Below are 11,535 nucleotides of genomic sequence, written 5' to 3' on the forward strand. Positions count from 1 at the left end.
GACCGGGAGAAGACTCCAGGAGAGTTCCCCGCGAGCCCCGACCCCTCACCCCAACCCTCTCCCCGGAGGGTAGTGGGACCCAAAGGCCGGCGCGCTCAGTCGGGAATGACGTAGAGCAGCACGGCCAGGTAATGCAGCACGCTGCCGGCCAGCACGAAACCATGCCATACCGCATGGTGGAACGGCAGCCGGCGGCACAGATAGAACGGCACGCCCAGCGTGTAGGTGGCGCCGCCGGCGATCAGCAGCGCCAGCCCGCCCGGCGCCAGGTGTGTGCGCAACGGCTCGAACGCCACCAGCGCCACCCAGCCCATCGCCACGTAGATCGATACCGCCAGCCAGCGCGTGCGGATGCGTTGCAACAGGCCCAGCTCCAGCGCACTGCCGGCCAGTGCCAGCGCCCAGATCGTGCCGAACAGCCCCCAACCCCACGCGCCGGGCAATACGATCAGCGTAAACGGCGTATAGGTGCCGGCGATCAGCAGGAAGATCGCGATGTGGTCCAGCGTGCGCAGCACCCGCCGCGGCAGTTCGCCGGGCACCGCGTGATAGAGCGTGGAGGCGGTGTAAAGCAGGATCAGCGTGCTGCCGAACACCGCGCAGGCGACCACCGCCCGCGCGTCGCCGCGCAAGGCGGCAAACGCCACCAGCGTGGCCAGGCCGGCAATGCTGAGCAGGATGCCCACCGCGTGGATCAGCGTGCTGGCCAGCTCATCGCCGAAGCGGTAGCGCGGCGGGCTGACGACGGAAGGCACGGACATGGCGAGGCTCCAGACAAAGGCCTGGTGGCACCTTACCATACCCGCGCGTACTGTCCATCCACGGACGTCTGGACGTCCGTTTTGGCGACTACTGCTCGATGATGAACGCGCCGAAGGACACGCCCAGGTTCCAGCCCTCGCCCTTGCCGCTGAGCGCCAGCCCCACGTTGCCCTTGGTCAGCGCCTGCGCCCCGGCCGCCTTGCCCGCGCCGGCGTGCGCCTCGGCGTTGGCATAGTGGCCGAGCACCTCGTGGATGTCGTACACGCCGGTGAACTTGCCGATGCCGTTGTCGATGTGGGTCTTGCCGAAGGTGAGCCCGCCGCCCTTGGTGCGCAGCTTCACGTGCATGGTCTGGCCGTTGCTGCAGTGGACCGTGCCGCTGCCCTTGGCGGTCTTGTAGAACACCGACCAGCCCGACAGCGAGAACGTCATCTTGCAGGAGATCTCGCCCGCGTGTGCGGCGGCCGGCAGCATGGCCAGTCCGCCCACCAGCAGCGCCAGCGCGCCGAGTTTGTTCCAGATCGTCATGACTGCCTCCCGGCGGCCGCCACGGCCGCATCGTCCGATTGTGCGGCAAACGGCACGGCGGCGGGAATGCTTGCGCCCGGTCGACCGCCGGGCCTAGGCTGGAACCGCGCCGGCACGATTCCCTCTGCGCCAAGCAGCGTGCCCGCGCCACGCCAAGCACAGGAGGATCGCCCATGTCGTCCGCAACCCTGGCTTCACCCCGCACGCACGCCCATCCCGATCTGGTCCGCATCACCGCGCTCAGCGCGGCCATGACCATCAACTTCGCCGTACTCGTCGTCGCCCTGCGGCCGCTGCCGCCGATGGCGATTCCGCACCTGGCCGCGCCGAGCCTCGGCGTGCGCCTCATCGACAAGCCCGAGCCCAAGCCACTGCCGCCGCCCCCGCCACCGATCAACGTCAGGCCGCTGGCGCACACCACTGCGGCGCCCATCCTCGCGCCGCCGGTGGCCACCACGCCCATCGTCACGGAGGAAGGCCGGCTGGCCGAGCCGCCGATCCCGTTGCCCACGATCGTGCCGCCGGTTGCGGGGACCATGCCCACGACCTTGCCGGGGCCGCCGATCGAGGCCACTCTGGCCTACCGCAGCGCGCCGTTGATCTTCCCGCGGCAGGCGATCCGCCTGCACATGCACGGCACGGTGCTGCTGCGCGTCCTGGTCGATGAGCAAGGCAAGCCGATGCAGGTGATCGTCGCGCAGAGCAGCGGCCATGCGCTGCTCGACCGCAGCGCGCGCCAGCAGGTGCTCGCCGGATGGCGTTTCCAGCCGGCCGTCGTGGATGGCCACGCGGTACGCGCCTGGGCGCAGGTGCCGGTGAATTTCGAGCTGCGCCAGCTTTAGAAAGCCCTCAAGCATCTCCCATCGTCGGGTTACGGATGCTTAACGGCGCCCATGATCCACTGGGCGCCGTCTTTCGTACGGTTTCGCGCATGGCCAATCACAGGCAAAGCTTGAAGGCGCTGCGCCACATCGCGCTGGCGCACTGCCGCGGGGGCCACCCCGACCTGGCCGCCCTCGCCCGCGAACTGGGCAGCGCGGTGCGCTGCCATGCGGACGGCCTCGATGCACTCGCCGCGCGGGCACGCGTCGGCGGCACCCCGCGGGTCCGGCCGCTGCGCACCGGCGCTGCGGACCTGCAACTGTTGCTGATCGCCTGGCCGGCCAATCACGTCTCCGCGCTGCATGACCACGGTGCGCGCTGGGGGCTCGAAATTCCCCTGCACGGTGCGCTGCAGATCGAGGCCTGGCGCCGCCAGGTCGATGGCGGTGATCCGCTGGCGCACGGGCGCCACTGGCTCGGTCCGGGCGACGCACTGTGGTTCGACGCCGACCAGTCGCGCCTGCATCGCTGCCGCAACCTTTCCGGTCGCGAAGCGGCGCTCAGCCTGCATCTGTTCGGCGGCACACCTTGCCAGGGCCTGGCCTATGCGCCGGCCGCATCCTCCCCCCGGCAGCGGATGCCCCCATCGCGCCCGGCGATCGCCGGACCGCTGCCGGGCTGACTACCCGACGCTGGAGAACCGCCATGTTTCGACGGGTCGCCATCATAGGCGGCGGCGCGGCCGCCGTCGCTTTGCTCAGCGAACTGGTCGAGCGCGCGCACGCGCCGCTGCACCTTGACTGGTACACCGGCGGCGTCGCCCGCCCGGGCCGCGGCACCGCCTACGGCACGTCCTCGCCGCGGCATCTGCTGAACGTGCGCGCGGCCACCATGGGCATGTTTTCGCGCCGGCCGCACGGCTTTCTCGACTTCGCCCAGCGCGCCGACCCGCAGGCGGCCGGCACTGACTTCCTGCCGCGCCGACTGTACGGCGATTACCTGGAAGACGAAGCGACGCGCGCGCTGGCGCAGTCGCGCAGCCGCGGCGTCGACGTGCGCATGGTGCCGTTCGCGGCCGATGCGCTGGTACCGGAAACCGACGGCGCCACGGTGATCCAGGGCGAACGCGCCAGCCGCGTGGATGCCGCGGTGCTGGCGCTCGGCGCATTACCGGTACGGCCGCTCGCCGGTGTCGACGCGACCGTGCTGGGCGATGGCCGTTACGTGATCGATCCGTGGTCACTGCTGGCGGGCGCGACATCCGACGACGCCGCTCGCGAGGTCGCCCTGGTCGGCCTGGGGCTGACCGCCGTGGACGTGCTGCTGGAACTGGCCGAGCGCTGGCCCCATGCGCACTTCACCGCCGTCTCGCGCCATGGCCGGCTGCCCGCCTCGCACCTGCCCGCATCGGCGGTGCCGGACGATGACGGCGGCGCGCTGGTCGAGGCCATGCACGATGCCCCGGAAACGCGCCGCTGGCTGCGCCTGCTGCGCGAGGCGATCGATGCCAGCGACGACTGGCGCGTGGTGATCGACAGCCTGCGCCCGTACACGCCGGAGCTCTGGGACGCCCTGCCCGCGCCGGAGCGGGCCCGCTTCCTGCGGCATGCGCGCTGGGCGTGGGAGCGTGCGCGCCATCGCATGCCGCCACAGGTCGAGCGCCAGGTGCAGGCGCTCGAGCGCGACGGCCGGCTGCAGCGCGTGAGCGGACGCGTCACCGGCGCGGGCGCGGCGCAGCAGCGCGTGCAACTGTCGGTATGCCGCGCCGGCCACTGCGCGCCGCTCGTGGCCGATCTGGCGATCCAGACCATCGGCCTGGATACCGACGTGCGCGGCACCGCGCACCCGCTGATGCGCCAACTGGTCACCAATGGCCACGTCACGCCCGATCCCTTCGGCCTCGGCTGCCAGGCCACGCTGGACGGCCATCTGTGCCGCGACGGCGTGCCGTGGCCCAGCCTGTACGGCGTCGGCAGCCTGTTGCGCGGCGCGCGCTGGGAATCGGTGGCCATGCCCGAGATTCGCCTGCAGGCGCGCATGCTCGCCAAGCGGTTGCTGGATGCGACTGGGCCCTCGGCGCGCCGGCGGCTGGCTTCGCAGGCGGGCTGAGCGGCGCGGAAAAGGCCGGTGGGCTGAAGCCCACCCTACGGCCCGCCGGTTATTTCCGTCGCGTGGCCCACTCGGTGGCGAACCAGGCCACGCCGATGCCGACCGCCACCCCGGCCAGCTCGCACAGCACACGCGTGCCCAGGCCATCGGGGTCGTGCACTTCGGCCAGCTTGGCGCGTAGCAGCTGCAACGACTGCAGCCGCGCGTAGTTGAAATAGAACAGGTCCGCCAGGTCGCCGCTGGCGGCCAGGATCACGCCCAGCACGTAGGACCAGGCCATCTGCGCGCCATGGCTCCAGACCTTGCGCGTGCGCCAGTGGAACAGCAGGAACAGCAATCCGCCCGCCAGCGCCGCGATCAACCCGGCCTGCAGCCCGCCGATCCAGCCGTAGCCCATCCAGGTTTGGTCGTAGTGCATGCAATCATCCGTCAGGGTGACGGCGCATTATGCCCGGCATCGGTCGGTGCAGCGGCAAGCGCCCGGCGGCACCATCGCTTTTAGACTGTGCCGATGAACGAACTCCCCTCCGACACCGCCCTCATCCTCGTCGACGTGCAGCCGGATTTCATGCCCGGCGGCCCGCTGGCCTGCCACGAGGGCGATGCGATCGTGCCCGGCATCCAGGCGCTGCTGCGCACGCGCGCCTACCGCCACGTGGTGGCCACGCAGGACTGGCATCCGCGCGCGCACGTGTCCTTCGCCGCCAACCATGCCGGCCAGGCGCCGTTTGCGCAGATCACCCTGCACGGCCAACCGCAGACGCTGTGGCCGGTGCACTGCGTCGCCGGCACGCCGGGTGCGGCGTTGCACCCGGCGATCGACTGGACAGCGCTGGACCTGATCGTGCGCAAGGGTGCCGACCCGGCGGTCGATTCCTACAGCGCCTTCCGCGAGAACCATGGCCCCCACGGCACGCGCCCGCCCACCGGCCTGGCCGGCTGGCTGCGCGAACGCGGCGTCGTCGAGGTGCACGTGTGCGGGCTGGCGCGCGACGTGTGCGTGTTGTGGACCGTGCAGGACGCGCGGGCGCTCGGGTTTCGGGCACGCATGCTGTGGGAGCTCACGCGGCCGGTGACGCCGGAAAGCGACGAGGCCACCCGCTCGGCGCTGGCAGCGCTGGGGTAAGCCGCCAACGCTCGAAGGTCCGCCGCCGCGAATCCGCTCCCCGGCGTCCTTTCCCAGGCGTGGACGGTTCAGCGGCGCGGGCCGCTCAGGCCTCGTTCTCGCCCGCGACGTTCGCCTGCGCGTGACCTCGATCGTCCACGGTTACCGTCACGCTGATCGGCCGGCAACACACCTGGCAGTCTTCGATGTAGTGCTGGTCGCCCGCCGAGGCGTCGAGCAAGAGCTCGATCGACTCGCCGCAGTACGGGCAGTGCGTGGTTCGGGATGTGAGCACGGTTTGTCTCCGGTTCGGCCCGAGCCGAAGGCGTGCGCGGACCGTGGGTGTGGGGCGGGATATACTGCCGTTCCGCTTCCAGTGACCACCATGGCAGAACGCCACTTCGACCGCTATGTGATCCGCTCCGGCGCCAGCGCCGAAGGCTCGCGCTACACCGCCTGGCTGGCGGTATCGCCGCAGGACGGGCGCGGTTTTCCGGTGTACTACGCCATCTGCGAGAACCGCAGCTTCCGCGAGCAGGCCAAGGCCGAGCAGGCCGCCGTCGACGCGCTGGCCGCCGTGCTTGCGCTGGAAGAGGACGGCACGCCGGTGTTCCCCGAGGACTACACGGGCTTCGCGGACAGCCCCTGAACCGGCCGGCCGGCGTCGCGCCCGGCGGATACGCATGCATCCGGGGCGGACGCGATCCACGCCTGCGGCGTGAGCACGCCGAAGCCGCCGTGGCGCAGGCAGCGCCGATGCAGCTCCAGCAAGGCGCTGTCGCGGCTGAGCAGCCATCGCGCGCCAGCGCGCGCCGCAAGCACGAGAAATTTCTGGTCGTCCGGATCGGCACAGCGCGGCAGCCGGGCCGGGCCCGCCGCCGTGGGCCGCAACCGCCGTACCCGCGCCTCGAAGGCAGCCATCGCGCGGACCCTTGCTGCTTCATCCAGGGCAAGCTGCGGATAGGCGAGCACGGCCCGCCATTCCTGCTCGCAGTCGGTACAGGTCACTGCCTCGACCGTGCCCGCGCGCAGCGCTTGCTCGAGCCTGGCGCAGTGCGGGTCGGCGAACACGAACAGGTCCAGGCACACGTTGGTGTCCAGCACCACGCGCGGCGGCGACGCCCTGCGCGGGTCGCTGGCGGTCACGCGCGCACCGCGTCGACGCGGCTCACGACACCGCCACCGAGGCCGCGGCCAATCCGCGCAGGTGTTCCACCGCATCGGCGATGCCATCGGGCGATTCGACCGCCAGCACGCGCGGCTCCTGCCCGCTCAGGCCATTCTCGAGCTCGTGTGCCCAGGTCACGTGGTAGGGCATGTGGACGCCCCAGCCACCCATGCGCACCACCGGCTCGATGTCCGAGCGCAGCGAATTGCCGACCATCGCGAATTGCGCCGGCGCCAGGTCGAATTCACCCAGCACGCGCCGATAGGTCGCTTCGTTCTTTTCCGAGACGATCTCGATGCGGCCGAACAGGTCGGCCAACCCGGACTGGGCGACTTTCTTCTCCTGGTGCGCGAGGTCGCCCTTGGTGATCAGCACCACGGCGTGACGCGCGGCGACCGCCTCCACCGCGGCGCGGATGCCGGGCAGCAGTTCCACCGGATGCTCCAGCACGCTCTTGCCCAGCTCGACGATGCGGTGGATGTCGCGCGCTTCGATGCGCGCGTCGGTCATGGCGATGGCTGTTTCCACCATCGACAGCGTCATGCCCTTGGCGCCATAACCGAACAACCCCAGGTTGCGCCGCTCGGTGGCCAGCATGCTGTCCTGCACGTGGCGGTCGGCGACGTCGACGTAGCGGCCAAGGATGTCCTTGAACGCCGCGCCTGCCGCCTGGTAGTAGCCCTCGCTGTGCCAGAGGGTGTCGTCGCCGTCGAAGCCGATCAGTTCCAGCATGGGTATGCGCCGTGGTGGGGCCGTCCATTCTCCCACGCACGGCACTCGCCCGGGCCATCGGTCGCGGCCCGTTTCCGGCACGGGTCGTCAGTGGAACACGCCCAGCAGCCACAGCACGATCACGATCACGATGATCAGGCCCAGGCCACCGCTCGGGCCATAGCCCCACGAACGCGAGTAGCCCCAGGTCGGCAGGCCGATCAGCGCGAGAATCACCAGAATGACAAGGATGGTAATCAGCATGGGACACTCCTTGCGGCCACTATTGGCGCTTGCCATCGTGCGCGCGGCACCCGTCTAGGGCGTGTGAGCCGGCCGAGCGCACGGCGTGCAGACGCCCGGCTGCCTGGCCGTTTCGTCAAGGAAGTTTGATGGGTGTGAAGCGGGCGGCAAGGTCGGTCGACGGCGCGCAAGGCTGAGACAACCCGCCCTTCGACTTTGGCCCTGCGGGCCTACGCTCAGGGCGGACGGTGGGGAGGAAGCGTCTACTTTGACGCGTGGGCGCGTCCGAATCCCTGAGACGCGCGCCGCCTATCGTGTCTGGGTCGTCGGTCCTCCGCCGCCGGCACCGATCTACTTGGCAGTGGTCGGCTTCGACTTGCCGCGCTCCGACCGGGGCGCGGCTTTTTTTCATCTCGCCTTACCGGAGATGGGAGCCTTTCGGCTTCCGCAGGAGCGCACAAGTGTGCGCGACCACCATGCCGAAACGGTGCCGCACGGTCGCGAACAAGTGCGCTCCCACATGACGCGCAGCGGTCGCGTGCGGTGCAGCAGGCCCGGTCGGCCCTTTCCAGCGAACCCGCGAAGAACTCTCTCAGGCGCCCACGCGGCGGCGCACGGCATCCATGTCCCTGACCGGGCGTACCTCGATGGCGCCGACGCGCGCCCAGGGAAAGGTCTGCGCGATGCGCATGGCGTGATCCAGGTCGTCGGCCTCGATCAGGTTGAACCCGGCCAGGTACTCCTTGGTTTCCGCGAACGGGCCGTCGAAGACGGTAGTGCGCTGCTGGCGCACGCGGAAGGAACGGGCTGTGGCCGGTGGCTCGAGCTGCTGGGAGTCGAGCACGCAGCCGGCCTGATGCAACTCGTCGGCGTGCGCCAGGCATCCGCGCATCAAGGTGTCGAATTCGCCCTCGGGCAAGGCCTGCATGAGCGCGTCATCGACATACACCATCATCAGGAATTTCATGGAGCCTCCGGCCGGCAGGGATTCGGCCGATTATGGCTGTCCCGTCCGGCGGGCGCAGCCCGGGCGGCATGCCCTGCCACCCTCGCGGCAACTACCGCGGCACCAGACAAGCGAAAGGCGGCCTGGTGGCCGCCTTTCGCTTGTCTGGTGGTTGTACGGGGTCAGTCGTTCTTGTGGCTCTGCTCGCCGGCCCTTACGTGCTGCTCGTGCGTGCCGCCGCTGCTCTGTTTGCCGGCCTGCACATGCTGCTCGTGCGAGGCGTGGTCGCCGCCACCGGCCTTGCCGCCCTTGCTGGCGATCTCACGCTGCTTGTCTTCGTCCATCGAGCCGAAACCGCGCTTGTCGTTGCTCATCGTGTTCTCCTGTTGAGAGGGGGAAAGTCCGCCCAGCTGGCGAACGGTTTCCATGCTAGCGACGAGCCCATAAAGAACCCCTGATCCGACGGTCAACGGGCTCCTCTACATCCATTCGTTCAACTTCGGGTGCGGGCATCGCTTCATGCGCGGAATGCCTTCTGGTCGCGGCCGAGCACTCGCGCATCGGCAGGCCTCCATTTCTTTCCAACGACGGCGCGCGGCCCGCGCCAATGGGTCGGCACGGGTTTCCAACAGCTGCTCCGGAGGGAGATGGTGAGCGGTCCGATGCGGGAGCTGGCAGGCGCCAGGCGGCTACAGAAGACGCTTTGCACGTGACGAAGGAATCGCTGTTGCGCCACGCGTTGCCCGAGAAACGGCGGGGCGTTTCATTCGGCACACCTTACCCGGCAAGCGGAAAGGCAGGCTCGCGCGGCGCCGATCATTACCCGCTTGCACGGACCGACAGGCGACTCATGAAAAAAGCCCCTCCTCCGTTGAGCGGAGGAGGGGCCCGAATGCGGATGGGAAAAGCGCGAGGCAGCCCGCGCTTGCGCGTCAACCCGCGGCGGCACCGTTGTATGCATCGCCCGTGGACGACTGACCGGCGAAATCCACCACCAGCGTCACGCGACGGTTGGAGGCACCGGCCTCACGCGTCTGGCCACGCTCGACCTGACGATTGCTCGCCTCGCCGTAGCTGACCGCGCGCAGGTGCTCGCCCGACAGGCCATTCTGCGTCAGGTAGTCGCGTACGGCTTCGGCGCGGCGCTCGCCCAGGCGGCGGTTGTAGCTGGCCGAACCGGCCGGGTCGGCAAAGCCTTCCACGGTGATCACCGCGTCGGGGTAATGCTGGCTGATCACCTTGGCGAAGTCGTCCAGCAACGGCTTGTCCTGGTCGCGCAGGGTGGCGTCGTTGAAGGCGAAATGCGCGGCGGTATCCAGCCGGACGCGGCCCGCGAGCTGGGAGATCTGCGCGTCGTACTTGGCGAAGCGCTGCTGCATTTCCTGGGTCAGCGAATCCAGTTGCTGTTGCTGCTTCTGGTCGTTGGCGCGCAGCTCGGCAATCGCCGAATCGAAATCGGCTTTTTTGACGTAGCTGGTGCAGCCGCCCAGGGCAAGCGACGCAACCATCGCCGCTCCCGCCGTCCATCGGAATGTCGAATTGAGCATTGCACCTTCTCCTTGCTAGCTAACGGGCACTTGGCGGGTGTCTGCCCCTCGGGCGGCCACCAGCCGTGTCGGCCCAGAGGTTTGGACCCTAGCACCGCTTTTGGCCCGATACCTTGACGTTTCCTGACTCGCACGACGGAGCGTGCGCCACGGCACGGTCCGCCACATTGCCGATTCCCTCGGGATGGCGATCCATGGCAGGCACCATCGGGGAACGCTGGCGGCAGCAAAAGCGCTTAAACGGCTAGATCTGCTGGTCGCGCTGGGCATCGTTGCCACTCTGGCCGCCCTGGATCACGCCCTCGTCCGTTTCCTGTCCCGGCACGTGCGCCGACGCCGTGCGTGCCGGGCCGCCGGGCGAACCGGCCGTACCGCCGCGATTGGGCGTGTCGGCGCCGGTGGTGCGGTCGGCCGGGTCGCGTGGAAGCCCATGCACGCGCGCGTCCTGCTGCGCGCCCAGGCCGGCCGCGGCGCCGAGGTTGCGCGAAGCCGGCACGCCGGTGCTGTCGGACGGCACATGGTCGCCATCGTCGCCGCTGAAGCCCTGCCCGGCACTGCCCTTGTCGCCCCGGCCACCCTGGTCCAGCGACATGCCCGGCGGATCGACCCTGGGCAAGCCGCCCGGCAGCCCCGCGGCGGGGTCGAAATCCTCGCGCGCGGAGCGGGCCACCTTGTGGCTGATGCCGCCCTGGCTTTGCGTGTTGGAGCCAGCGGTCTTGCCTTCGGCGTCGGGGGCCATCGGCCCGCCGATCGGTTCGCGCTTGTCGTGTTCGTTGCCCATGGCGCCGTCCCGTTGCTGATTTGTCACAGTGTCGCGCGGGGCCCGTCAGGGCAGCGTCGATGGCGCCGGGCGGGCTCATCGCCACGGTCATAGCTTTCGCATTACGGGCAGCTAACACGGTTCGGTGCACATTCAGCGTCCGGGCAGCGAACCGCGCGCCGCCACGGCTCCCGTTTCGAGTTCCAAGGATGCGCATATGAACAGCCATGCACAGCTTCCCCACCACTCCGTGTGGCCCGCGGGCAAATGGCGCCAGCAGGCGATCCGGCTCGGGCGGTACCTGGGCCTGATTCCGAACGAAGCGCCGATCATGCCGCCGACCCGCCGCCAGCTGCTGCTTGCGGCGCAGGACCGGCGTCGCGCCGAGCAGCGCCAGGCAGCCGAACTGGCGCGCGCGCGCCGCTGATCTTGGCCGTCCTTCAGGACTCGCACACCCAGTAATAGAAATCCTTCGCAATGGTCGCGTCCGCGGCATCGCCCGGATAGCCGAAGCGTGCCTGTTCGCCGCGCGCCACGATCTGGCGGGCGAAGGCATCGGCCAGGCGCCGGGTCGGGTCGCGCCCGAGCAGGAACGTGCGGAAGCCGTCGTAGCGCAACCGCTCGGTCTTGGCGTTGGCCTGGATCAGGTGGTCGGCATCCAAATCTGGACTCCCGCACAGTAAGGGCGGACCGGCGCAAACGCCCGGGCTCGCCACTGGTGGGGCCAGCCTACGTTGGGCACAGTGAAGTTCCCGCGCGCGTGCGGTCATCATCGTCTCGATCCGCCTGACGCGGGAAAAAGCGCGTTGAACGGAACCTACACATCGGCTTGCC

The 11,535-nt window shown here is 69.6% G+C and carries 18 protein-coding genes; 6 read left to right on the forward strand and 12 right to left on the reverse strand.

Translation table 11 applies throughout. From position 1 onward, the window contains the following. Positions 1-95: 95 nt before the first annotated feature. Positions 96-761 (reverse strand): PAQR family membrane homeostasis protein TrhA, encoded by a 666-nt coding sequence (gene trhA, locus OSC30_RS12670; protein WP_267172225.1) that lies wholly within the window; start codon positions 759-761, stop codon positions 96-98. 88 nt (positions 762-849) lie between these two features. Further along, a complete protein-coding gene (locus OSC30_RS12675; RefSeq protein WP_267172226.1) occupies positions 850-1,290 on the reverse strand; it encodes a hypothetical protein in 441 nt (146 codons plus the stop codon). 173 nt (positions 1,291-1,463) lie between these two features. Between OSC30_RS12675 and OSC30_RS12680 the strand changes: the two genes are divergently transcribed. From OSC30_RS12680 to OSC30_RS12690, 3 genes are all read left to right on the forward strand, one after another. Then, positions 1,464-2,132: an energy transducer TonB gene (locus tag OSC30_RS12680; RefSeq protein ID WP_267172227.1), complete on the forward strand. Its 669-nt coding sequence runs from the start codon at positions 1,464-1,466 to the stop codon at positions 2,130-2,132. A gap of 89 nt (positions 2,133-2,221) precedes the next feature. Then, positions 2,222-2,794 carry a cupin domain-containing protein gene (locus OSC30_RS12685; RefSeq protein WP_267172228.1) on the forward strand — a complete coding sequence of 191 codons (573 nt, stop codon included), beginning with the start codon at positions 2,222-2,224 and terminating at the stop codon, positions 2,792-2,794. A 23-nt stretch (positions 2,795-2,817) separates the two neighbouring features. Continuing rightward, on the forward strand, positions 2,818-4,221 hold the full coding sequence (locus OSC30_RS12690; protein ID WP_267172229.1) for an FAD/NAD(P)-binding protein: 1,404 nt from the start codon (positions 2,818-2,820) through the stop codon (positions 4,219-4,221). A gap of 49 nt (positions 4,222-4,270) precedes the next feature. Here the strand turns inward: OSC30_RS12690 and OSC30_RS12695 are convergent, their stop codons facing one another. Beyond that, positions 4,271-4,639 carry a hypothetical protein gene (locus OSC30_RS12695; RefSeq protein WP_267172230.1) on the reverse strand — a complete coding sequence of 123 codons (369 nt, stop codon included), beginning with the start codon at positions 4,637-4,639 and terminating at the stop codon, positions 4,271-4,273. Between the two features lie 93 nt (positions 4,640-4,732). Here OSC30_RS12695 and pncA point away from each other — a divergent pair, with 93 nt between their 5' ends. Beyond that, complete coding sequence (pncA, locus tag OSC30_RS12700; protein WP_267172231.1) at positions 4,733-5,347, forward strand: bifunctional nicotinamidase/pyrazinamidase; 615 nt, start codon at positions 4,733-4,735, stop codon at positions 5,345-5,347. A gap of 85 nt (positions 5,348-5,432) precedes the next feature. On the opposite strand, the gene OSC30_RS12705 is transcribed toward pncA, so the two are convergent. Beyond that, positions 5,433-5,621, reverse strand: a complete 189-nt coding sequence (locus tag OSC30_RS12705; RefSeq protein WP_267172232.1) for a CPXCG motif-containing cysteine-rich protein — start codon at positions 5,619-5,621, stop codon at positions 5,433-5,435. A 90-nt stretch (positions 5,622-5,711) separates the two neighbouring features. Between OSC30_RS12705 and OSC30_RS12710 the strand changes: the two genes are divergently transcribed. Then, the gene (locus OSC30_RS12710) at positions 5,712-5,975 is read left to right on the forward strand and encodes a hypothetical protein (RefSeq protein WP_267172233.1); all 264 of its coding nucleotides are present in this window, start codon (positions 5,712-5,714) and stop codon (positions 5,973-5,975) included. Here OSC30_RS12710 and OSC30_RS12715 read toward each other — a convergent pair. The 7 genes from OSC30_RS12715 to OSC30_RS12745 all read right to left on the reverse strand — a co-directional run bounded on the left by OSC30_RS12715 (position 5,948) and on the right by OSC30_RS12745 (position 10,722). Beyond that, positions 5,948-6,472 carry a putative toxin-antitoxin system toxin component, PIN family gene (locus OSC30_RS12715; protein WP_267172234.1) on the reverse strand — a complete coding sequence of 175 codons (525 nt, stop codon included), beginning with the start codon at positions 6,470-6,472 and terminating at the stop codon, positions 5,948-5,950. The genes OSC30_RS12710 and OSC30_RS12715 overlap by 28 nt on opposite strands. A gap of 22 nt (positions 6,473-6,494) precedes the next feature. Then, on the reverse strand, positions 6,495-7,226 hold the full coding sequence (locus tag OSC30_RS12720; protein WP_267172235.1) for an HAD family hydrolase: 732 nt from the start codon (positions 7,224-7,226) through the stop codon (positions 6,495-6,497). Between the two features lie 87 nt (positions 7,227-7,313). Then, the gene (locus OSC30_RS12725) at positions 7,314-7,469 is read right to left on the reverse strand and encodes a DUF3309 domain-containing protein (RefSeq protein ID WP_425474752.1); all 156 of its coding nucleotides are present in this window, start codon (positions 7,467-7,469) and stop codon (positions 7,314-7,316) included. A gap of 571 nt (positions 7,470-8,040) precedes the next feature. After that, positions 8,041-8,415, reverse strand: a complete 375-nt coding sequence (locus OSC30_RS12730; RefSeq protein ID WP_267172236.1) for a YciI family protein — start codon at positions 8,413-8,415, stop codon at positions 8,041-8,043. Between the two features lie 161 nt (positions 8,416-8,576). Beyond that, positions 8,577-8,768 carry a KGG domain-containing protein gene (locus OSC30_RS12735; protein ID WP_267172237.1) on the reverse strand — a complete coding sequence of 64 codons (192 nt, stop codon included), beginning with the start codon at positions 8,766-8,768 and terminating at the stop codon, positions 8,577-8,579. A 558-nt stretch (positions 8,769-9,326) separates the two neighbouring features. Beyond that, positions 9,327-9,902: an OmpA family protein gene (locus OSC30_RS12740; protein ID WP_267172238.1), complete on the reverse strand. Its 576-nt coding sequence runs from the start codon at positions 9,900-9,902 to the stop codon at positions 9,327-9,329. A 283-nt stretch (positions 9,903-10,185) separates the two neighbouring features. Continuing rightward, positions 10,186-10,722: a hypothetical protein gene (locus OSC30_RS12745; RefSeq protein WP_267172239.1), complete on the reverse strand. Its 537-nt coding sequence runs from the start codon at positions 10,720-10,722 to the stop codon at positions 10,186-10,188. A gap of 196 nt (positions 10,723-10,918) precedes the next feature. Between OSC30_RS12745 and OSC30_RS12750 the strand changes: the two genes are divergently transcribed. Then, on the forward strand, positions 10,919-11,128 hold the full coding sequence (locus OSC30_RS12750) for a hypothetical protein (RefSeq protein ID WP_267172240.1): 210 nt from the start codon (positions 10,919-10,921) through the stop codon (positions 11,126-11,128). 13 nt (positions 11,129-11,141) lie between these two features. Here the strand turns inward: OSC30_RS12750 and OSC30_RS12755 are convergent, their stop codons facing one another. Continuing rightward, positions 11,142-11,363, reverse strand: a complete 222-nt coding sequence (locus OSC30_RS12755) for a hypothetical protein (protein WP_267172241.1) — start codon at positions 11,361-11,363, stop codon at positions 11,142-11,144. Positions 11,364-11,535 lie beyond the last annotated feature (172 nt).

It is taken from the genome of Frateuria hangzhouensis, from assembly GCF_026410505.1.
Classification (GTDB): domain Bacteria; phylum Pseudomonadota; class Gammaproteobacteria; order Xanthomonadales; family Rhodanobacteraceae; genus Frateuria_A; species Frateuria_A hangzhouensis.

Coding starts and splice junctions, on each gene's coding strand:
- trhA (WP_267172225.1), bottom strand. CDS start 761: ATGTCCGTGCCTTCCGTCGTCAGCCCGCCGCGCTACCGCTTCGGCGAT.
- OSC30_RS12675 (WP_267172226.1), bottom strand. CDS start 1,290: ATGACGATCTGGAACAAACTCGGCGCGCTGGCGCTGCTGGTGGGCGGA.
- OSC30_RS12680 (WP_267172227.1), top strand. CDS start 1,464: ATGTCGTCCGCAACCCTGGCTTCACCCCGCACGCACGCCCATCCCGAT.
- OSC30_RS12685 (WP_267172228.1), top strand. CDS start 2,222: ATGGCCAATCACAGGCAAAGCTTGAAGGCGCTGCGCCACATCGCGCTG.
- OSC30_RS12690 (WP_267172229.1), top strand. CDS start 2,818: ATGTTTCGACGGGTCGCCATCATAGGCGGCGGCGCGGCCGCCGTCGCT.
- OSC30_RS12695 (WP_267172230.1), bottom strand. CDS start 4,639: ATGCACTACGACCAAACCTGGATGGGCTACGGCTGGATCGGCGGGCTG.
- pncA (WP_267172231.1), top strand. CDS start 4,733: ATGAACGAACTCCCCTCCGACACCGCCCTCATCCTCGTCGACGTGCAG.
- OSC30_RS12710 (WP_267172233.1), top strand. CDS start 5,712: ATGGCAGAACGCCACTTCGACCGCTATGTGATCCGCTCCGGCGCCAGC.
- OSC30_RS12720 (WP_267172235.1), bottom strand. CDS start 7,226: ATGCTGGAACTGATCGGCTTCGACGGCGACGACACCCTCTGGCACAGC.
- OSC30_RS12725 (WP_425474752.1), bottom strand. CDS start 7,469: ATGCTGATTACCATCCTTGTCATTCTGGTGATTCTCGCGCTGATCGGC.
- OSC30_RS12730 (WP_267172236.1), bottom strand. CDS start 8,415: ATGAAATTCCTGATGATGGTGTATGTCGATGACGCGCTCATGCAGGCC.
- OSC30_RS12735 (WP_267172237.1), bottom strand. CDS start 8,768: ATGAGCAACGACAAGCGCGGTTTCGGCTCGATGGACGAAGACAAGCAG.
- OSC30_RS12740 (WP_267172238.1), bottom strand. CDS start 9,902: ATGGTTGCGTCGCTTGCCCTGGGCGGCTGCACCAGCTACGTCAAAAAA.
- OSC30_RS12745 (WP_267172239.1), bottom strand. CDS start 10,722: ATGGGCAACGAACACGACAAGCGCGAACCGATCGGCGGGCCGATGGCC.
- OSC30_RS12750 (WP_267172240.1), top strand. CDS start 10,919: ATGAACAGCCATGCACAGCTTCCCCACCACTCCGTGTGGCCCGCGGGC.